Source organism: Pseudomonas sp. UW4 (assembly GCF_000316175.1).
In the GTDB taxonomy this organism is placed as follows: domain Bacteria; phylum Pseudomonadota; class Gammaproteobacteria; order Pseudomonadales; family Pseudomonadaceae; genus Aquipseudomonas; species Aquipseudomonas laurylsulfatiphila.
Genome location: NC_019670.1, coordinates 5,050,552 through 5,069,242, shown reverse-complemented (window position 1 = coordinate 5,069,242; position 18,691 = coordinate 5,050,552). Strand labels below are relative to the sequence as shown.

19 protein-coding genes are annotated in these 18,691 nt (G+C 58.0%); 8 read left to right on the top strand and 11 right to left on the bottom strand.

Translation table 11 applies throughout. The features are described from left to right. Nucleotides 1–25 precede the first annotated feature (25 nt). Both glpK and PPUTUW4_RS22390 read right to left on the bottom strand, forming a co-directional pair. Nucleotides 26–1,531 (bottom strand): glycerol kinase GlpK, encoded by a 1,506-nt coding sequence (gene glpK / locus PPUTUW4_RS22395; protein WP_015096694.1) that lies wholly within the window; start codon nt 1,529–1,531, stop codon nt 26–28. A 74-nt stretch (nt 1,532–1,605) separates the two neighbouring features. After that, the gene (locus PPUTUW4_RS22390) at nt 1,606–2,457 is read right to left on the bottom strand and encodes an MIP/aquaporin family protein (protein ID WP_015096693.1); all 852 of its coding nucleotides are present in this window, start codon (nt 2,455–2,457) and stop codon (nt 1,606–1,608) included. A gap of 348 nt (nt 2,458–2,805) precedes the next feature. Between PPUTUW4_RS22390 and ybaK the strand changes: the two genes are divergently transcribed. Further along, the gene (ybaK, locus tag PPUTUW4_RS22385; RefSeq protein ID WP_007971306.1) at nt 2,806–3,276 is read left to right on the top strand and encodes a Cys-tRNA(Pro) deacylase; all 471 of its coding nucleotides are present in this window, start codon (nt 2,806–2,808) and stop codon (nt 3,274–3,276) included. A 94-nt stretch (nt 3,277–3,370) separates the two neighbouring features. After that, nucleotides 3,371–4,153, top strand: a complete 783-nt coding sequence (locus PPUTUW4_RS22380; protein WP_015096692.1) for a PhzF family phenazine biosynthesis protein — start codon at nt 3,371–3,373, stop codon at nt 4,151–4,153. 114 nt (nt 4,154–4,267) lie between these two features. Here the strand turns inward: PPUTUW4_RS22380 and PPUTUW4_RS22375 are convergent, their stop codons facing one another. Together PPUTUW4_RS22375 and argF are read right to left on the bottom strand one after the other, a co-directional pair. After that, the gene (locus PPUTUW4_RS22375) at nt 4,268–5,377 is read right to left on the bottom strand and encodes an ABC transporter ATP-binding protein (RefSeq protein ID WP_015096691.1); all 1,110 of its coding nucleotides are present in this window, start codon (nt 5,375–5,377) and stop codon (nt 4,268–4,270) included. Then, nucleotides 5,374–6,294, bottom strand: a complete 921-nt coding sequence (argF, locus tag PPUTUW4_RS22370) for an ornithine carbamoyltransferase (RefSeq protein ID WP_015096690.1) — start codon at nt 6,292–6,294, stop codon at nt 5,374–5,376. The genes PPUTUW4_RS22375 and argF overlap by 4 nt, the downstream gene beginning before the upstream one ends. 562 nt (nt 6,295–6,856) lie before the next feature. Between argF and PPUTUW4_RS22365 the strand changes: the two genes are divergently transcribed. Both PPUTUW4_RS22365 and grxD read left to right on the top strand, forming a co-directional pair. Then, entirely contained in the window at nt 6,857–8,965 is a 2,109-nt protein-coding gene (locus PPUTUW4_RS22365) for a molybdopterin oxidoreductase family protein (protein WP_015096689.1), read from the top strand. Between the two features lie 97 nt (nt 8,966–9,062). Next, on the top strand, nt 9,063–9,404 hold the full coding sequence (gene grxD / locus PPUTUW4_RS22360) for a Grx4 family monothiol glutaredoxin (protein ID WP_007971318.1): 342 nt from the start codon (nt 9,063–9,065) through the stop codon (nt 9,402–9,404). A gap of 187 nt (nt 9,405–9,591) precedes the next feature. Here grxD and bfr read toward each other — a convergent pair whose 3' ends face one another. Together bfr and PPUTUW4_RS28405 are read right to left on the bottom strand one after the other, a co-directional pair. Then, on the bottom strand, nt 9,592–10,068 hold the full coding sequence (gene bfr, locus PPUTUW4_RS22355; RefSeq protein WP_007985870.1) for a bacterioferritin: 477 nt from the start codon (nt 10,066–10,068) through the stop codon (nt 9,592–9,594). A gap of 198 nt (nt 10,069–10,266) precedes the next feature. Beyond that, nucleotides 10,267–10,485 (bottom strand): bacterioferritin-associated ferredoxin, encoded by a 219-nt coding sequence (locus PPUTUW4_RS28405; protein WP_007985869.1) that lies wholly within the window; start codon nt 10,483–10,485, stop codon nt 10,267–10,269. A 312-nt stretch (nt 10,486–10,797) separates the two neighbouring features. Here PPUTUW4_RS28405 and PPUTUW4_RS22345 point away from each other — a divergent pair, with 312 nt between their 5' ends. Then, entirely contained in the window at nt 10,798–11,400 is a 603-nt protein-coding gene (locus PPUTUW4_RS22345) for a peroxiredoxin C (protein ID WP_007971324.1), read from the top strand. A 187-nt stretch (nt 11,401–11,587) separates the two neighbouring features. On the opposite strand, the gene rnt is transcribed toward PPUTUW4_RS22345, so the two are convergent. Together rnt and pyrC are read right to left on the bottom strand one after the other, a co-directional pair. After that, complete coding sequence (gene rnt / locus PPUTUW4_RS22340) at nt 11,588–12,265, bottom strand: ribonuclease T (RefSeq protein WP_007972317.1); 678 nt, start codon at nt 12,263–12,265, stop codon at nt 11,588–11,590. Next, nucleotides 12,262–13,308, bottom strand: a complete 1,047-nt coding sequence (pyrC, locus tag PPUTUW4_RS22335; protein WP_015096688.1) for a dihydroorotase — start codon at nt 13,306–13,308, stop codon at nt 12,262–12,264. Before pyrC ends, rnt begins: the two co-directional genes overlap by 4 nt. A 159-nt stretch (nt 13,309–13,467) precedes the next feature. Between pyrC and PPUTUW4_RS22330 the strand changes: the two genes are divergently transcribed. After that, nucleotides 13,468–14,373, top strand: coding sequence for an OmpA family protein (locus PPUTUW4_RS22330; RefSeq protein ID WP_015096687.1), 906 nt, complete (start codon nt 13,468–13,470; stop codon nt 14,371–14,373). A gap of 129 nt (nt 14,374–14,502) precedes the next feature. Beyond that, nucleotides 14,503–15,720 (top strand): argininosuccinate synthase, encoded by a 1,218-nt coding sequence (locus PPUTUW4_RS22325; protein WP_007972320.1) that lies wholly within the window; start codon nt 14,503–14,505, stop codon nt 15,718–15,720. 149 nt (nt 15,721–15,869) lie between these two features. On the opposite strand, the gene PPUTUW4_RS22320 is transcribed toward PPUTUW4_RS22325, so the two are convergent. Beyond that, nucleotides 15,870–16,580 carry a hypothetical protein gene (locus PPUTUW4_RS22320; protein WP_015096686.1) on the bottom strand — a complete coding sequence of 237 codons (711 nt, stop codon included), beginning with the start codon at nt 16,578–16,580 and terminating at the stop codon, nt 15,870–15,872. Nucleotides 16,581–17,051: 471 nt separating this feature from the next. On the opposite strand from PPUTUW4_RS22320, the gene PPUTUW4_RS22315 reads away from it, so the two are divergent. Then, nucleotides 17,052–17,678 (top strand): response regulator transcription factor, encoded by a 627-nt coding sequence (locus tag PPUTUW4_RS22315; RefSeq protein WP_007972324.1) that lies wholly within the window; start codon nt 17,052–17,054, stop codon nt 17,676–17,678. A gap of 80 nt (nt 17,679–17,758) precedes the next feature. Here PPUTUW4_RS22315 and PPUTUW4_RS22310 read toward each other — a convergent pair whose 3' ends face one another. After that, on the bottom strand, nt 17,759–17,938 hold the full coding sequence (locus PPUTUW4_RS22310) for a hypothetical protein (protein WP_007972325.1): 180 nt from the start codon (nt 17,936–17,938) through the stop codon (nt 17,759–17,761). 106 nt (nt 17,939–18,044) lie between these two features. Then, complete coding sequence (gene nth / locus PPUTUW4_RS22305; RefSeq protein WP_007972326.1) at nt 18,045–18,683, bottom strand: endonuclease III; 639 nt, start codon at nt 18,681–18,683, stop codon at nt 18,045–18,047. Between the last annotated feature and the right edge of the window lie 8 nt (nt 18,684–18,691).

Genomic DNA, 18,691 nt, shown 5'->3' with positions numbered 1-18,691 from the left:
TACAGAGACGAGCCTGTGTCTTGGCTTATTCAGCCTCGTCTTCAACCGCCCAATCGCGGGTGCGGCTGACCGCTTTTTTCCAGCCGGCGTAGAGTTTTTCCTTCGCCGCTTCATCCAGCGTCGGCTCGAACCGGCGCTCAATCACGGCCTTGCCACGCAACTCTTCCAGGCTGCCCCAGAAGCCACAGGCCAGGCCTGCCAGGTAAGCGGCGCCGAGTGCTGTGGTTTCGCGCATTTGCGGGCGCTCGACCTGCGTGCCGAGGATGTCGGCCTGGAACTGCATGAGGAAATTGTTGGCCACCGCGCCACCGTCCACGCGCAGGGCCTTGAGACGTTCGCCGGAGTCCTGCTGCATGGCGTCCAGCACGTCGCGGGTCTGGTAGGCAATCGACTCCAGCGCGGCGCGAATGATGTGGTCCACGCGTACGCCGCGGGTCAGGCCGAACAATGCGCCACGGGCGTACGGGTCCCAGTACGGTGCGCCAAGTCCGGTGAAGGCCGGCACCAGGTACACGCCGTTGCTGTCCTTGACCTTGTTGGCAAAGTATTCGGTGTCGTGGGCGTCATTGATGATTTTAAGTTCGTCACGCAGCCACTGCACGGTGGAGCCACCGTTGAACACCGCGCCTTCCAGCGCGTAGGCCACTTCGCCGCGAGGGCCGCAAGCGATGGTGGTCAGCATGCCATGCTTGGATTTCACCGCTTTGTCACCGGTGTTCATCAGCAGGAAGCAGCCAGTGCCGTAGGTGTTTTTTGCCTGGCCTGGCTCGACGCACATCTGGCCGAACAGAGCGGCTTGCTGGTCACCGGCGATACCGCCGATGGCGATGCCGCTTTTGGTATGGCCGTAGATTTCCGAGGACGATTTGACTTGCGGGAGCATTTCGCGCGGGATATCCAGCAGCTCCAGCATCTTCGCGTCCCACTCCAGGGTGTGGATGTTGAAGAGCATGGTGCGCGAGGCGTTGGTGTAGTCGGTGACGTGCACCTTGCCGCCGGTAAATTTCCAGATCAGCCAGCTGTCGACGGTGCCGAATAGCAGTTCGCCGTTGCGCGCACGTTCGCGGCTGCCTTCGACGTTGTCGAGGATCCACTTCAGCTTGGTGCCGGAGAAGTAGGGGTCGGTGACCAGGCCGGTGGTGTCGCTGATGTATTGCTCGTGGCCATCGCGCTTGAGCTGCTGGCAGATCTCGGTGCTGCGCCGGCACTGCCAGACGATGGCGTTGTAGATCGGGCGACCGGTGTTCTTGTCCCACACCACGGTGGTTTCGCGCTGGTTGGTGATGCCGATGGCGGCTACCTGGTCGTGGTGCAGGCCGGCTTGTGCCAGGGCCTCGACCATCACGGCGCTTTGGGTGGCGAAGATCTCCATCGGGTCATGCTCGACCCAACCGGCTTGCGGGTAATGCTGGGCGAACTCCCGTTGGGCGGTGCAGACCACGTTCGCGTCGCGGTCGAAAATGATCGCGCGGGAGCTGGTCGTACCCTGATCGAGGGCAATGATGTAGTTCTTATTCTGTGTGTCGGTCATGTCGATTGCCTTGGACGAAAAAAGGGAGTGAGGTCTGGCGCGCGATCAAGGGGCAGGGGCACGCGCCAACGGTATCAGGATGTTCTGGGTTTGCCGTCAATGGCAGGTAGCTCATCCTTTGTAGCAGCTACGGAGCTGGGCAGATGGCGGGCAATCAGCCCGCGATAGGCGGCGGCGCCGAGGCAGGCACCGACAATCGGTGCAAAAACAGGAATCAGGAAGTACGGAATATCGCGTCCGCCAGTGAGGGAAATTTCACCCCAGCCAGCGAAGAAAGTCATCAGTTTAGGGCCGAAGTCCCGCGCAGGGTTCATGGCAAAACCGGTCAGCGGTCCCATCGAGCTACCGATCACTGCAATCAGCAGGCCGATCAGCAGCGGTGCCAACGGGCCTTTGGGCAGGCCATTGTTGTCGTCGGTCAGGGACATGATCACGCCCATCAGGATGGCCGTAATGATCACCTCGACCAGAAATGCCTGGGCGGTGGTGAGTGCAGGATTCGGGAAGGTGGAGAACACGGAGGCCAATTCAAGGCTGGCTTGCGTGCCACGAACCATATGCTGCGTTTGTTCGAATTCGAAGAATAGATTGCTGTAGAGCGTGTAAACCAATAACGCGCCACAGAAGGCACCCGCCACTTGGGCGAGTACGTAGAAAGGCAATTTGCGCTTTTCGAAGTCCGCGAAAATGCTCAGGGCAATGCTGACGGCAGGGTTCAGATGAGCCCCGGAAACCCCGGCGGTGAGGTAGATCGCCATGCTGACGCCGACGCCCCAGATAATGCTGATTTCCCACAAGCCAAAACTGGCACCCGCGACCTTGAGCGCGGCAACACAACCGGTACCAAAAAAGATCAGCAGCGCCGTACCCAGAAACTCGGCCATGCATTGGCTCGAGAGCGACGGTTGTTGTAAAGCAGTAGTCATTGAAACCTCAATTTTTTTGTTGTCTGGCGCGTTCTTGCCTTCATGGTCAACGCGCGTTTTTCGCCGTGGCAGGATCCCCATCCTGGTCGCGGTTTACTGCCGGGTACAACGGTAGGGCGTTTCGTACAGTTTCAGAAACGAAAAAATATAGACAAGAAACGCTGCTGTCAAAGGTCGAAAGTGAACTGTTGGTCACAAAAAAACTATTCGTTGCATGAATGAATGAGTCATCGCGCAATGGGATGGCCAGGCAATGGCGTCATGGATGCGCCGCCGTAGAGCCTTTTAACGATCAATGTCCTAGAATCCGACGCAGTATTTTCTTCTGCCGCCCAGTCTGGAGCTGCCATGACCCCCGCATTGGATTTATTGAAAAAGGTTCGGGCCGAACATCGTGTACACAGTTATGAACATGACCCGAAGGCCGCTTCCTATGGTCTGGAAGCCGCGGAAAAACTCGGGCTCGACCCGGCGCAAGTGTTCAAGACCTTGCTCGCGGCCAGCGAGAAAGGAGAGTTACTGGTGGCTGTGGTGCCGGTTGTCGGTAGCCTCGACTTGAAAGGGCTGGCCCATGCCGCCGGCGTGAAAAAGGTCGAAATGGCCGATCCGGCGGCAGCGCAGCGCTCTACGGGGTATCTGTTGGGCGGGATCAGCCCGCTGGGGCAGAAAAAGCGTTTGCGTACCTTCATTGATAACTCGGCCCAGCCCTTTGCCAGCATTTTTGTCAGTGCCGGCCGGCGTGGACTGGAAGTCGAACTGGCGCCGGCCGTGCTGGCCGAACACACCCAGGCGAAGTTTGCCGATATCGGCCGAGCGTGAGCGCAGCGCTGTATGGTGAAAATCAGCCGGTTCTGTCACTGGTGCCGGTTCGGTCGGCGCTGCATGCTCGGCGGTCTGACAAAGGGAGATGGGTATGCAGCTTGAGTTTCATCAGGTCGACGCGTTCAGCAATCAGCCATTCAGCGGCAACCCGGCGATGGTCTATCGGCTCGATACCTGGCTCGCCGATGAATTGATGCAGAAGATTGCCGCCGAGCACAACCTCGCCGAAACGGCGTTTGTCGTGCGCGAAGGGCAGGGCTGGCACATCCGCTGGTTTACACCGACCACCGAGGTGCCACTGTGCGGTCACGCGACACTGGCCAGTGCCCATGTGTTGTTTGAGGTCTATAAAGAGCCGGTCGAGCGACTGGACTTTATCTGCAAATCCGGCCCGTTGAGTGTGACCCGTGAAGGTGGACGACTGTGGCTGGATTTCCCGGCGATCACTGCATCGCCGGTGAACCTGATCTCGGACATCGAGCGTGCACTGGGTGTGAAGGCTGTCGAGGTACTGGCTTCGAATGAGCTGTTCGTGGTGCTGGAGTCGGAGCAAGCCGTGCTCGACTGCAAGCCGGACATGGTGGCCCTGGCGAAACTGCCATGGTTGGGCGCCATCGTGACGGCGCGGGGCGAGCAGCACGATTTCGTTTCCCGGTACTTCGCCCCGGCAATCGGCATCAATGAAGACCCGGTGACCGGGTCGACCCATTGCCTTCTGATTCCGTACTGGTCAAAGCGTTTGGGCAAGTCGAGCCTGGCGGCCTGTCAGCGTTCGACCCGGGGCGGGGAGTTGTTCTGCCGGCTGGAAGGTGAGCGGGTGATGATCGGCGGGGATGCGACGTTAGTGGCGAGCGGAATGCTGATGCTGGGTTGACTCAAATCCACTGTGGGAGCGAGCCTGCTCGCGAATGCGGACTGTCAGTCAACATCTTCATTGGCTGACACACCGCCTTCGCGAGCAGGCTCGCTCCCACAGGGGATGTATTGTTCAGTGAGCGGAGCTGTAGCGCCGGACACCCGATTCAACAGCCGGAATCTGCGCCGCCGTGCTGCCGGACGCCTGGAACAGCACCAGGTGTTCCGCCGCGACACGAATGCCCACATCCGCCCCGACCTGACGATCGACATGGCTCGGGAAGATCGACTCCAGCTGCGCACCTGTCGGCAGTTGCAAGCGATACAGGGTCGACGCACCGAGGAACGTCTTGCCGGCGATTCGTGCCTTCAGTGCGCTGTCCGGTGCGTAGACGATATCGTCCGGACGCAGCAGCACGTCCACGGCGCCGCCTACCGGCCAGGTGTAGGCCCGGTTGCCGCGCAACTCACCCAGCTCGGTTTGCACCGACTCCGGGCTGCTCAACTGACCGCGAATGAAATATCCCTGGCCGATGAAGCTGGCTACAAAGGGCGTCAGTGGTTCGTGATACAGGTTATAGGGCGTATCCCACTGTTCCAGTCGACCTTCCTTGAACACGCCAACGTGGTCGCTGACCGCGAAGGCTTCTTCCTGGTCGTGTGTCACCAGAATCGCGCTGGTGCCACGGGCCTTGAGGATGTCGCGTACTTCATGGCTGAGCTTGCGGCGCAATTCGCCATCAAGGTTGGAGAACGGCTCGTCGAGCAACAGCAGTTGCGGTTCCGGCGCCAGTGCGCGGGCCAGGGCGACACGTTGCTGCTGCCCACCGGAAAGCTCGTGGGGGAAACGCTTGCCGAGGTTCTTCAGGTTGACCAGTTCCAGCAGTTCTTCGGTGACGCGATCCTTTTGCGGATGCTTGCGAATGCCGAAGGCGATGTTGTCGGCCACGCTCAAGTGCGGGAACAGCGCGTAGTCCTGGAACACCATGCCGATGCGGCGTTTCTCTGGGGCGAGGGTGAAGCCGGCGCTGGAGATGGTTTCGCCGGCCAGCTGGATTTCGCCTTCGTGTACCGGTTCGAAACCGGCAATCGCTCGCAGTGTGGTGGTCTTGCCACAGCCGGAAGAGCCCAGCAGGCAACCGATGTCACCGGCGTTCAAATGCAGGTTCAGGTTCTGCACCACGCGTTGGTCTTGATAGCCGCAGGCGAGGTTGCGCAGGTTAAGCAGTAATGGCTGGCTCATGCGTGGTGATACGCCGGTTCGACGAGGAACTCGAGCAGGGCTTTTTGCGCATGCAGGCGGTTTTCCGCTTGATCCCAGGCCACCGAGCGTTTGTCGTCGAGCAGGTCGACGCTGATTTCCTCGCCACGGTGCGCCGGCAGGCAGTGCATGAACAGCACGTCTTCAGCGGCCAGGTCGAGCAGGGCGCGGTTGACCTGGTACGGTGCGAACAGTTGCAGGCGCTTGGCGGTTTCCTCTTCCTGGCCCATGGAGGTCCAGACGTCGGTGCTCACCAGGTGTGCACCACGCACGGCATCTTTCGGGTCGCGAACGATGGAGACCCGATCGCCGGCCTTGGCCAGGAACACCGGGTTGGGCTCGTAGCCTTCCGGGCAGGCAACGCGCAACTGGAAGTCGAACTGGATCGCCGCTTCTATATAGCTGTTGCACATGTTGTTGCCATCGCCGATCCAGGCCACGGTCTTGCCCTGGATCGAGCCACGGTGTTCGAGGAAGGTCTGCATGTCGGCCAGCAACTGGCACGGGTGCAGGTCATCGGACAGGCCGTTGATCACCGGTACGCGGGAGTTGGCGGCGAATTCGGTCAGGTTGCTGTGGGCAAAGGTACGGATCATCACCGCGTCGAGCATGCTCGACATGACAATGGCACAGTCGCCGATCGGCTCGCCACGGCCCAGTTGGGTGTCACGTGGCGACAGGAAGATCGCCTGGCCGCCGAGCTGGATCATGCCGGCCTCGAAGGAGATTCGGGTGCGGGTCGAGGATTTCTCGAAAATCATCCCCAGGACGCGGTTTTTCAGAGGCTCGAACAGTACGCCGCGGTTACGCAGGTCCTTGAGCTCAACGCCTCGACGGATCACGCTGACCAGCTCTTCGGGCGTGCAATCCATCAGGGAGAGAAAGTGCCTTGCGCTCATCATTGACTACCTTTTTGCTACAAACCGCAGATGCTCAAAGCCTTGTTTGACGGAACAACGGGCGAGACCTGCGGCGTAAGCCGCACGGGGCGACGAAATAGGGGAAGGCGCGATCTTATAATTAAATGTCGCGTCTTACCAATAGGGCTACGGTTTTTAGGGAGTTTCAGAGGTGCTACGGGTTCACCGAGGTAGCGCTTTTGAAGCCTGTTTCCTGAAAACAGCAGTTCATTTGTACACCGGCCTCTCGGGGCTTGGCAATCAGGCGGGGCGGCAATGGTGCGCTGACAGTCGGTTTCTGACCTGTTATTCATCCCTGCCAGGCTCGACGAACACGGGCGCCTGATCGGTGTGCATGGCCCCCCACGAACCGATTGAACCCCTTCAGCAAATCCACTTGCAGGCGCCGCCCAGGCTGCCTTCGAACTGAGTTCTGGTGGCTATCGGCTGGCCTGATGACCCTCGATTCACAAAACGAACGTCGCTGGCGTGGCGTCGGGTCTGGCGCCATAGTTTTGTTTCCGCGGCCATCGTTGCCCGCCCATAACAAGACAGACTGGCCATGACCAAGACTCTCCATCACCGTGCGTGCCATTTGTGCGAAGCCATCTGTGGCCTGACCATTGAAACCACCGAAGTCGAAGGCGGTAAAGTGCAGATCACGTCGATCAAAGGCGATCCCCAGGACACATTCAGTCGTGGCCACATCTGCCCCAAGGCCGTGGCCCTGCAAGACATCCAGAACGATCCGGATCGCCTGCATCAGCCGATGCAGCGGGTGGGCAATGAATGGCAGCCCATCGAATGGGAAGCGGCATTCAACCTGGTGGCCGAGCGCCTGGCGGCGATTCAGGAGCGTCATGGGCAAAACGCCGTGGCGGTCTATCAAGGCAACCCGAGCGTGCACAATTACGGGCTGATGACCCACAGCAATTACTTCCTCGGCCTGCTGAAAACCCGCAACCGGTTTTCCGCGACGTCGGTCGATCAATTGCCCCATCACCTGACCAGTCATTTGATGTACGGCCACGGTTTGCTGCTCCCGATCCCGGACATCGATCACACCGATTTCATGCTGATCCTGGGCGGCAACCCGCTGGCTTCGAACGGCAGCATCATGACCGTGCCGGATGTGGAAAAACGCTTGAAGGCGATACAGGCCCGGGGTGGCAAAGTGGTGGTGGTCGACCCTCGCCGCAGTGAAACGGCGGCGATTGCCGATCAGCACCTGTTCGTTCGCCCGGGCGGTGATGCCGCGTTGTTGTTCGGGTTGCTCAACACCTTGTTCGCTGAGGGTCTGACCCGCGACAGCCATCTGCCGGTAGACGGTCTGGAGGACGTGCGGGAGGCCGTCGCGTCGTTCACCGCCGAGGCCATGAGTCCGTTGTGCGCCGTACCCGCCGAACAGATCCGCCAATTGGCGCGAGACTTCGCCGCGGCGCCCTCGGCTGTCTGTTATGGCCGCATGGGCGTCTCGACCCAAGCCTTCGGAACACTTTGTCACTGGGCGGTGCAGTTGATCAATCTGGTCACCGGCAACCTCGACCGCGTGGGAGGTGCCTTGTGCACCGAGCCGGCGGTGGATCTGGTGGCGACGACTTCGGGCGGACATTTCAATCTGTGGCAGAGCCGGGTTTCCGGGCGCCCGGAATACGCCGGAGAACTGCCAGTCTCTGCGCTGGCCGAAGAAATGCTCACCGAAGGAGAAGGGCAAGTCCGGGCGCTGATCACCGTGGCGGGCAATCCGGTGCTGTCCACGCCCAATGGCCGAAAGCTCGAGCAGGCACTGGACGGGCTGGATTTCATGGTCAGCATCGACCTGTACATCAATGAAACCACGCGCTACGCCGACCTGATCCTGCCGTCCACATCGGCGCTGGAAAACGATCATTACGACACTACATTCAACCTGTTCGCGGTGCGTAACGTCAGTCGTTTCAACCGCGCAATCCTCGCCAAACCCGAAGGGGCATTGCACGACTGGGAGATCTTCGTCGGGCTGGCCAAGGCATTTGCCGCCAGGACCGGCAAAGAGTTGAAACCTGCCATCGCGCCGGCGCAAATGATCGATCGCGGCCTGCGCATGGGAATGTACGGCGACACCTCAGAGCACAAGCTATCGCTGGCGACTTTGTTCGATCATCCCCATGGCGTCGATCTTGGCGCACTCAAGCCTAACCTTGCACCGCGCCTGAAGACTGCCAATCAACGCATCCAGGCCGCACCGGCGGCGATTCTCGCTGACCTGGCGCGCTTCGCTGCCTTGAAGGCGCCGGCCGCGGACGAGTTGTTGATGATTGGCCGCCGACATGTACGCAGCAACAACTCATGGATGCATAACTATCATCGGTTGGTGAAGGGCAAGCCACGACACCAGTTGCTGATGCATCCGGACGATCTGGCCAGTCGCGGGCTCAGTGACGGGCAACGTGTTCGGGTCAGTTCGCGGGTGGGTGTGATTGAGGTCGAAGTGCTGGGCAGTCTTGATATGATGAAAGGCGTGGTCAGCCTGCCGCACGGCTGGGGCCACGCGCGGCCGGGCGTGCAAATGTCGATTGCCAGCAGCCAGCCGGGCTCCAGCGCCAACGACCTGACCGACGAATGCCGGATTGACGAACTGTCGGGAAATGCCGCGCTCAATGGCGTGCCAGTGACCGTGGCGGCGGCTTGAATCAGTCTGACGGAGAGACCGAGCAGGGCGCTCGGCTTTCCGTTACAATGCGCCACCGTGCCGACCCATGAGTCGGAAAGTTCAGCCGAGGTGCTCCATGGATATCATCGAAACGATTAAAGAGCAGATTGCCAACAACACCATTCTGCTTTACATGAAAGGCTCGCCAAATGCCCCGCAGTGCGGCTTCTCCGCGAAAGCTGCGCAGGCCGTGATGGCGTGTGGTGAAAAGTTTGCGTACGTGGACATCCTGCAGAACCCGGAAATCCGCGCCAACCTGCCAAAATACGCCAACTGGCCAACCTTCCCGCAACTGTGGGTTGCCGGTGAGCTGGTCGGCGGTAGCGACATCATGACTGAAATGGCCGCTGACGGTTCGCTGCAGAGCCTGATCAAGGACGCCGCCGCCAAGGCCGCTGCTCCAAAGACCGAGGCCTGATCACGTTTCTCTGTAGGAGCGAGCTTGCTCGCGATGGACTCAAAAACGCCACGGGTCGTCAGGCTTCCCGCGTTATCGTTGAAGACCATCGCGAGCAAGCTCGCTCCTACAAGAGCAGGCAACAAAAAGCCCCGCCACTCGAAAGAGGGCGGGGCTTTTTATTGCATCGAAATTAATGGCCTGGAACTTACTCGTCTTCACCCATCTGCGATTGCAGATAGTTTTCGATACCGATTTTGTCGATCAGGCCCAACTGGGTTTCCAGCCAGTCGATATGTTCTTCTTCGGACTCGAGGATATCTTCAAGCAGCTCACGGCTGCCGAAGTCGCCCACTGTTTCGCAATGCGCGATGGCTACCTTGAGGTCGGCATGGCCGGTTTTCTCGATACGCAGGTCGCACTCGAGCATTTCCTTGGTGTGTTCGCCGATGTGCAGCTTGCCCAGGTCCTGGACGTTCGGCAGGCCTTCAAGGAACAGGATGCGCTTGATCAGCTTGTCCGCGTGCTTCATCTCGTCGATGGACTCGTGGTACTCGTGTTTGCCGAGCTTGTTCAGGCCCCAATCTTCGTACATGCGCGCATGCAGGAAGTATTGATTGATCGCGACCAGCTCATTGGCAAGGATCTTGTTGAGATGCTGGATGACTGTAACGTCGCCTTTCATGATGGGGTCCTGCCCTGTATTAGCTGTCAATAGAACAGAGTTTGAGCCGCGTACTTAATAGTGTCAAACCTAAGTTATTGAAACTTAAATGAAAATTAATCGGAATAAGAATGTTTGTGTTCCGCGTCTAGATCATAACTAGTTGATTTTGAGGCATAAAAAAACCGGACATATGTCCGGTTCTTTGAAAATCGATACTTAAGCGGCTGTAAATTCTGCTGGATATGGAATTGCAGCCTGGGCCGTTTGCAGTTTGGTCAGGGTCTCACGGACCACTTCCTTGGCGAGGCAGGCACATTTGCCGCATTGACTGGCAACGCCGGTAGCTACGCGGACTTCCTTGTAGCTGCAGCATCCTTCATAGATCGCATCGCGGATTTGACCGTCGGTGACGCCAGTGCAGAGGCAGACATACATAAGGAAGGACCGTCGCTGATTGTGACTCAATTGCGATGGATCTTAATGTTAACGAGAATGATTGTCAAAGTGGTTTCAGAGTACTTTTCGTCATAAGCGGGGGGCGGCTGACGAACGGTCAATATGGCAAACCGGCGATACAAAACCGTCGGGGATTTCATCGTACCGGGAAAAAACAGCTAAGCCAGCTCAAACACGCGGTGTATGATGGCCGGTCTTTTGCGACCGGGGTTCGTGTCACAGGGCTGTCGCCTCAGGGTGGCAGGCTGATGCGAACCCTGTTTCTCACGCTATTACACCAGGAGATATCCAATGAGCGTACTCGTAGGCAAACAAGCCCCTGACTTCACCGTACCGGCCGTACTCGGCAATGGCGAGATCGTTGACAGCTTCACCCTGTCTTCGGCGATCAAAGGCAAATACGGCCTGGTGTTCTTCTACCCGCTGGACTTCACCTTCGTTTGCCCGTCCGAGCTGATCGCTCTGGACAACCGCATGTCCGAGTTCAAGGCGCGCAACGTTGAAGTGGTCGCCGTGTCGATCGACTCGCACTTCACCCACAACGCCTGGCGCAACACTCCGGTCAACAATGGCGGCATCGGCGAAGTTCGCTACACCATGGCTGCCGACATCAAGCAGGAAATCATGAAGGCCTACGACGTTCAGTCCGCTGACGGCGTAGCGTTCCGTGGCGCGTTCCTGATCGACGACAAAGGCGTTGTCCGTTCGCAGATCATCAACGACCTGCCGCTGGGCCGTAACATGGAAGAGCTGCTGCGTCTGGTCGACGCTCTGCAATTCCACGAAGAGCACGGCGAAGTCTGCCCTGCCAACTGGAAGAAAGGCGACAAAGGCATGAACGCTTCGCCAGAAGGCGTTGCGGCTTACCTGACCGAGCACGCTGCCGCTCTGTAAGGCGCACGCTGCAGGTAAAAAAACCGGCCATCGAGGCCGGTTTTTTTATGCGCGGAAATAAATCTGTGACTGAAATCCCTGTAGGAGCGAGCTTGCTCGCGATGACCTCAAGAACACCGCTGGGTGTCAGGTTCCCCGCGTTATCGTTCACGACCATCGCGAGCAGGCTCGCTCCTACAGAAAGCCATCAATCGTTGAAGTCTTCCCAGCCACCCATCTGTTTCCAGCGATTGACGATGCCGCAGAACAGCTCTGCCGTCTTTTCGGTGTCGTAGCGGGCCGAGTGGGCCTCGCGACCGTCGAAGTCGATGTCTGCTGCCTGACACGCCTTGGCCAGCACGGTCTGGCCGTATGCCAGGCCCGCGAGTGTCGCGGTATCGAAACTGGAGAACGGATGGAACGGATTGCGCTTCATGTCCAGACGCGCAACCGCCGCATTCAGGAAGCCCAGGTCGAAGCTGCTGTTATGCCCGACCAGGATCGCCCGTTTGCAACCGTTGGCCTTGAGTGCCTTGCGCACGCCGCGGAAGATATCGTTGAGAGCAGACTCTTCACTCACGGCCATGCGCAGCGGGTGATCGAGCTTGATCCCGGTGAATTCCAGGGCGGCCGCTTCGATGTTCGCGCCTTCGAATGGTTCGACCCGGAAGAAGTAGGTGTGATCCGGGTAGACAAAACCCTTTTCATCCATGGCGATGGTGGTCGCGGCGATTTCCAGCAGGGCATCGGTGGCGGAGTTGAAGCCACCGGTTTCTACGTCGACGACAACCGGCAGGTAACCACGAAACCGTGCGGCCATTGGATGACGGGAACCGCCACCGCCGCCATTGCCTTCCAGTTCGTCGTCGAAATGGTCTTCACTCACGCGTGTTCCTCCAGCAGGCGCCAGCGCAGTTTTTCACCGGCGCGCAGCGGGATAACGGTCAGCTCGCCAAACGGCAGGCTGGCAGGGGCGGTCCATTCTTCGCGGACCAGGGTGATGCGATCGGTGTTGGCCGGCAGACCATAGAAACGCGGGCCGTTGAGGCTGGCGAAGGCTTCGAGCTTGTCCAGCGCATTGCGCTGTTCGAACGCTTCGGCGTACATCTCGATCGCCGCATAAGCGGTGTAGCAGCCGGCGCAACCACAAGCGGCTTCCTTGGCGTGCTGGGCGTGGGGGGCCGAGTCGGTGCCGAGGAAGAATTTTTCGCTGCCGCTGGTGGCGGCGTCGAGCAGGGCTTCCTGGTGCGTATTGCGCTTGAGGATCGGCAGGCAGTAGAAATGCGGCCGAATCCCGCCCACCAGCATGTGGTTGCGGTTGTACAGCAGGTGATGCGCGGTGATGGTCGCGCCAACGTTGGCCGAAGCCGAGTTGACGAACTGCACGGCGTCAGCGGTGGTGATGTGTTCGAACACCACCTTGAGGGTCGGGAAACGCTCGACCACACGACGCATGTGCTCGTCGATGAAGATTTTTTCGCGGTCGAACACGTCGACATCGCCACGGGTGACTTCACCGTGGATCAGCAACGGCATCCCGACTTCGGCCATGGCCTCGAGTGCAGGGAAAATCTTGTCGATGCTGGTGACACCAGAGTCCGAGTTGGTGGTTGCGCCGGCCGGGTAAAGCTTGGCGGCGTGCACGAATCCGCTGGCCTTGGCCTCACGGATCTCTTCAGGCTGGGTGCGGTCGGTCAGGTACAGGACCATCAGCGGCTCGAACGGGCTGCCGGCCGGGCGGGCAGCGAGAATCCGCTGGCGATAGCCGTCGGCTTCGGCCGCGTTGCGCACCGGTGGAACCAGGTTGGGCATGATGATGGCGCGGCCAAAGGTGCGCGCGACATCCGCGACGGTATTGGTCAACACGGCACCATCGCGAAGATGAATGTGCCAGTCGTCGGGACGCAGCAGGGTCAGGCGGTCGGACATGAGGGGATTCCAGGCGGGTCAAACTCAAGGGAATGCTACCGGAAAAGACTCTTGCAGGCACTCGCTATCAAGTTTTGCCCCAAGCTTCCGATATCCAACAGGTATGCCGTAAACATGTGTGTGTCGGTCTTTTCGTTGTAGAAGCCAGTGGAGCCTCCCGTGCGCCAGCGTTATTTAGCCTTGCTCAGTGTGTTTGCCAGCCTTCCCGCGATGGCGCTCACTTTTCAGACCCGCCTGGAGAGCATTGAGTGGACGGTCGAAGGCGACAAGTTCGAATGCCGCCTGACGCAGCCGATTACCGACTTCGGTTCGGGGGAGTTCGTGCGCAAGGCCGGTGAGCAGGCAACGTTCCGTCTGAAAGCCTATAACCCGATGATGGGCGGAGGTTCGGCGACCTTGCTGGCCGCTGCCGCACCGTGGCAACCGGGGCGTGACGATATCAACCTGGGCACGGTGAGAATCGGCAGCGGCAACGTGTTGTTCAACAGTTCACAGGTGCAGGCCGGACGCCTGATCAGCGGTCTGATGGACGGTCGCAGCCCGGTGGTTCGCCATTCCTCGGGAGATGGCCGGGTGTCGGAAGTGCGCTTGCTGCCGGTCAGGTTCACCAAGGCGTTTGCCGATTATCAAAGCTGCGTGGCCAAACTGTTGCCGCAGAACTTCGAGCAGGTGAAACAATCCCAAATCGGCTTCCCTGGCGGCGGGATCGAACTCGACAGTGCCGCGAAAGCCAAGCTGCAGGTAATGCTGGAGTACATGAAGGCTGATCCGACGGTCAATCACATCGAGCTCGACGGTCACTCCGACAACAGCGGCAACCGCCTGACCAATCGCGACCTGTCGCGGCGCCGGGCCTTGGCAGTGATGGAGTTCTTCAAGGCCAACGGCATCCAGGAGTCGCAAATCACCCTGCGTTTCCATGGCGAACGTTATCCGCTGGCGCCCAATACCAACAACGCCAACCGTGCGAAGAACCGTCGGGTAGCGGTACGCCTGGAGCGGGCAGCGCCTGCGGAACAAGTTGCCCCGCAAGCGACGAAAGCGGCCACTTCGGCAACTTCCTGACCATTAAGTCATGGTCGCGCTCTCGACAGATTCTGTCGCTTGGTCGTCATAAGCTGTCGCGCCTCTGTAAATTATCCTGCATGAGCGGTAGACTTCACGGCTTTCCGTAGAACCCCGTGGAGTGATGGCATGGCGGACGTAAACAAGGTCGTTCTGGCGTATTCCGGCGGCCTGGACACTTCGGTGATCCTCAAGTGGCTGCAGGATACTTATAACTGTGAAGTGGTGACCTTCACCGCTGACCTGGGTCAGGGCGAAGAGGTCGAACCTGCACGCGCCAAGGCTCAGGCCATGGGCGTCAAAGAGATCTACATCGACGACTTGCGCGAAGAGTTCGTGCGCGATTTCGTTTTCCCGATGTTCCGCGCCAACACCGTTTACGAAGGCGAGTACCTGCTGGGTACTTCCATCGCTCGTCCGCTGATTGCCAAGCGCCTGATCGAAATCGCCAACGAAACCGGCGCTGACGCCATTTCCCATGGCGCCACCGGCAAGGGCAACGACCAGGTTCGTTTCGAGTTGGGTGCGTACGCCTTGAAACCTGGCGTGAAAGTGATTGCTCCCTGGCGTGAATGGGACCTGCTGTCCCGTGAAAAGCTGATGGACTACGCCGCGAAGCACGCGATCCCGATCGAGCGTCACGGCAAGAAGAAATCCCCGTACTCCATGGATGCCAACCTGCTGCACATCTCCTATGAAGGCGGCGTGCTGGAAGACACCTGGACCGAGCACGAAGAAGACATGTGGCGCTGGACCGTTTCCCCGGAAAACGCTCCAGACAAGCCGCAGTACCTGGAGCTGACCTACCGCAACGGCGACATCGTCGCGCTGGACGGCGTCGAAATGACTCCGGCCACCGTGCTGGCGACCCTGAACCGTATCGGTGGCGAGCACGGTATCGGCCGTCTCGACATCGTCGAGAACCGCTATGTGGGCATGAAGTCCCGTGGCTGCTATGAAACCCCTGGCGGCACCATCATGCTGCGTGCCCACCGTGCGATCGAATCGATCACCCTGGACCGCGAAGTGGCTCACCTCAAAGACGAGTTGATGCCCAAGTACGCCAGCCTGATCTACACCGGCTACTGGTGGAGCCCTGAGCGTCTGATGCTGCAACAGATGATCGATGCGTCCCAGGTCAATGTGAACGGCGTTGTGCGCCTGAAACTGTACAAGGGCAACGTGATCGTCACTGGCCGCAAGTCCGATGACTCGCTGTTCGACGCCAATATCGCGACCTTCGAAGAAGATGGCGGCGCATACAACCAGGCGGATGCTGCGGGCTTCATCAAGCTCAACGCCCTGCGCATGCGCATTGCGGCGAACAAAGGCCGGAAGCTGTTCTGAGACCTTTGAGCTCATGATGGATACCTGACCTCGTCCTAGACGAGGTCAGGCACCTGAATATGGGGTGTGATGTCAGGTACTGCGTTGTCGGGTGTATTCGTCGCCGCTGACGGTTTCCTGTCTTTCTCCTTCCGATGGTCTGTCCTGCTCTACGCATTGTTGTTTGCCGGTTGGCCGGCTTGATCAATGACCGTCAACCTTTGCGAGACGGGATTGTAGGCAATGTAAAAGGCAGAGCAGTGCTTCCTGGTCTGTCTGGAATGTTTGAGCGCACTGGCCTTCAGTAAAGTCTCTGAAATGGCACTAGTGACAAACAGAATCACGTACGCCATCTTTTCCCGTGGCTTCTGGATTTTTTCCAGCAGCGTTTCAAATTCGACCTCCTGGTTCATACCGCGTGTATCAACGATGCGCAGGTCTTTTACAAATTCCGGTAACTGAAGTTGATGCTGAACGAAGACGGTGCTCTGCAGACCCATCTCCGTTGGCGGGTCCTGTGCACCGCAGGGCGACCGAGCTGGTTGCTGGCCATTCGTTGGCGTTTCCATAGCGGGATTCGCGGACGACTTCCCGGACGTTTTTTTTTCCGACCGCCCAGCATCTTCCATCGCCTTCATGAAATGTTTTCCCTTTTCAAAGTCGGAAGGCGCATACAGTGACCGGTAGTTGAAGTTGAGTGTCGCAAAAAAAAGCAAAAGTAAATAAAACGGAAAGCTGATCAGAAACCAGACATAGAGTTCTCTTTCCTCTTGGTCAAGGAAGGGGAGAGAAACGGCGGCCGAAGTTTCAGAGAGTGTTGCGAATATCGCAATGATTGTCATTGGGTTGGTGATTATCTTTCTGCCATGTTCTGTACTCATGTTGAATTCTCATTTGTTGAGTGTTTTTTGAAGTCTGTTTGATGTGGCTGTTTTGGGTTTTTTATGATTGCTGGTGGTGCTTTAATGATTACTCAAAAAATATAATTAGCTGTAAGAGTAATTGGATGTCTGGTGTGTGATATTTCTGGTGTGAGTGTTGAGTGCGTAAATATAAGTTACGTTTTAGCGCAGAAGTAAGTACTTGTGTTTGTGAGGGGCCGGCTGTTCACGCTGGCTTTTGGAAAATTCTGGTTGTAAATCGATAGGGTCGATTGCTGAAAACTGCGCCACCATGACGCTGATGCAGTTTTCAACTCATTCCGCTCGAGGGATTTTTGTAGGAGAAATCCGTGTTGTTTGTAGGGTATGTCTCTTGGTGTGGGTGGTTGGAAGGGGCGACATGCCATGGGTGAAACGACTAGGCTATTGTGCGGGCTCTAAAAATTCGAACAGCGAAAATTGGACTTGCCCATGAATAAAGTGCTGATCGTGGATGATCACCCCGTCATTCGTCTTGCGGTACGTATGCTAATGGAACGTCATGGCTACGAAGTTATTGCAGAAACCGATAATGGTGTGGATGCACTGCAACTAGCCCGTGAACTTACGCCGGATATTGTCATTCTGGATATCGGGATTCCGAAGCTGGACGGATTGGAAGTCATCGCGCGTTTGTCTTCGACCTCAATGCCGATGAAAGTGCTGATCCTGACTTCTCAGGCGCCGGGGCATTTTTCCATGCGTTGCATGCAATCCGGTGCGGCCGGTTATGTCTGCAAACAACAAGACCTGACGGAGTTGCTCAGTGCAATAAAGGCCGTATTGTCAGGCTACAGTTACTTTCCCAATCAAGCCTTGCATACCGTGCGTTGCAGTTTGGGGAACGCCAGTGAGGCCGACATGGTTGATCGGTTGTCGGGGCGGGAAATGATGGTCCTGCAGCAGTTGGCCAGAGGGAAGACCAATAAGGAAATTGCCGATGGGATGTTTCTCAGTAATAAAACAGTCAGTACTTACAAGACCCGCCTGTTGCTCAAGCTCAATGCAAGGTCCTTGGTCGATTTGATCGAGCTGGCACAACGCAACGGTCTGGTGTGATGGCGTATCTTTGCGACAAGGGGCGTTTGTTGAAGTATGGCACTTAAAAAAAAGCCTCCGTTTCGGGAGGCTTTCAGGTGTCATAAGTCAAAATCGTAGTCGGCCAATTGCTTTTGCAGTCGGCGCTCCTCCAGCAGATTGTCGATGGTGCGGCGTTTGCTCAGATTAGTTTTCGCTACTTCAACCACCGGCTCGGCGTCATCGGTTTCGGCGGTGGTGAAGTCGTCTTCTACGTCCAATTGCTCTTTGCCAGTACTCATTTAGTTGCTCCAGGCTAAGAAGGCCTTTGGCGCTCCTTATATCGACAATCTCCCGGCGGGTAAAAAAGATTTTTTCAATCGACTATTCAATAATCCCAATAGCGCCTCAATCGTCGGAGGTTTTGTGCTTGTATTCGCACAAGTCCTCGATCCGGCAGCTTCCGCATCGGGGCTTGCGGGCGAGGCAGACATAGCGGCCGTGAAGGATCAGCCAGTGATGGGAGTCGAGCAGGTACTCCCTGGGCACGAATTTCATCAGTTTTTTCTCGACTTCCACCACATTCTTGCCGGGCGCAATGCCGGTGCGGTTGCTGACCCTGAAAATATGTGTGTCGACAGCCATGGTCAGCTGACGGAATGCGGTATTGAGTACCACATTGGCGGTTTTGCGGCCGACGCCGGGCAGCGCTTCCAGCTCTTCGCGAGTTTGCGGCACTTCACCGGCATGACGCTCGACCAGCAAGCGGCAGGTTTCGATCACGTTTTTCGCTTTGCTGTTGTACAGGCCGATGGTCTTGATGTACTCCGACAGTCCCTCGACACCCAGGGCATGGATCGCCGCCGGGGTATTGGCCACCGGGAACAGTTTGGCGGTGGCCTTGTTGACGCCGACGTCGGTCGACTGCGCCGAGAGAATCACGGCAATCAGCAATTCGAACGGTGAGGAATAGGCCAGTTCGGTCTTGGGTTCCGGGTTGTCTTCGTGCAGTCTGCGGAAAATTTCCAGACGTTTTGCGGCATTCATGGGCAGTG

Coding starts and splice junctions, on each gene's coding strand:
- PPUTUW4_RS22315 (WP_007972324.1), top strand. CDS start 17,052: ATGAATAAAGTGCTGATCGTGGATGATCACCCCGTCATTCGTCTTGCG.
- PPUTUW4_RS22375 (WP_015096691.1), bottom strand. CDS start 5,377: ATGAGCCAGCCATTACTGCTTAACCTGCGCAACCTCGCCTGCGGCTAT.
- PPUTUW4_RS22325 (WP_007972320.1), top strand. CDS start 14,503: ATGGCGGACGTAAACAAGGTCGTTCTGGCGTATTCCGGCGGCCTGGAC.
- PPUTUW4_RS22345 (WP_007971324.1), top strand. CDS start 10,798: ATGAGCGTACTCGTAGGCAAACAAGCCCCTGACTTCACCGTACCGGCC.
- PPUTUW4_RS22365 (WP_015096689.1), top strand. CDS start 6,857: ATGACCAAGACTCTCCATCACCGTGCGTGCCATTTGTGCGAAGCCATC.
- PPUTUW4_RS22390 (WP_015096693.1), bottom strand. CDS start 2,457: ATGACTACTGCTTTACAACAACCGTCGCTCTCGAGCCAATGCATGGCC.
- argF (WP_015096690.1), bottom strand. CDS start 6,294: ATGAGCGCAAGGCACTTTCTCTCCCTGATGGATTGCACGCCCGAAGAG.
- grxD (WP_007971318.1), top strand. CDS start 9,063: ATGGATATCATCGAAACGATTAAAGAGCAGATTGCCAACAACACCATT.
- PPUTUW4_RS22310 (WP_007972325.1), bottom strand. CDS start 17,938: ATGAGTACTGGCAAAGAGCAATTGGACGTAGAAGACGACTTCACCACC.
- pyrC (WP_015096688.1), bottom strand. CDS start 13,308: ATGTCCGACCGCCTGACCCTGCTGCGTCCCGACGACTGGCACATTCAT.
- PPUTUW4_RS22320 (WP_015096686.1), bottom strand. CDS start 16,580: ATGAGTACAGAACATGGCAGAAAGATAATCACCAACCCAATGACAATC.
- nth (WP_007972326.1), bottom strand. CDS start 18,683: ATGAATGCCGCAAAACGTCTGGAAATTTTCCGCAGACTGCACGAAGAC.
- glpK (WP_015096694.1), bottom strand. CDS start 1,531: ATGACCGACACACAGAATAAGAACTACATCATTGCCCTCGATCAGGGT.
- bfr (WP_007985870.1), bottom strand. CDS start 10,068: ATGAAAGGCGACGTTACAGTCATCCAGCATCTCAACAAGATCCTTGCC.
- ybaK (WP_007971306.1), top strand. CDS start 2,806: ATGACCCCCGCATTGGATTTATTGAAAAAGGTTCGGGCCGAACATCGT.
- PPUTUW4_RS28405 (WP_007985869.1), bottom strand. CDS start 10,485: ATGTATGTCTGCCTCTGCACTGGCGTCACCGACGGTCAAATCCGCGAT.
- PPUTUW4_RS22380 (WP_015096692.1), top strand. CDS start 3,371: ATGCAGCTTGAGTTTCATCAGGTCGACGCGTTCAGCAATCAGCCATTC.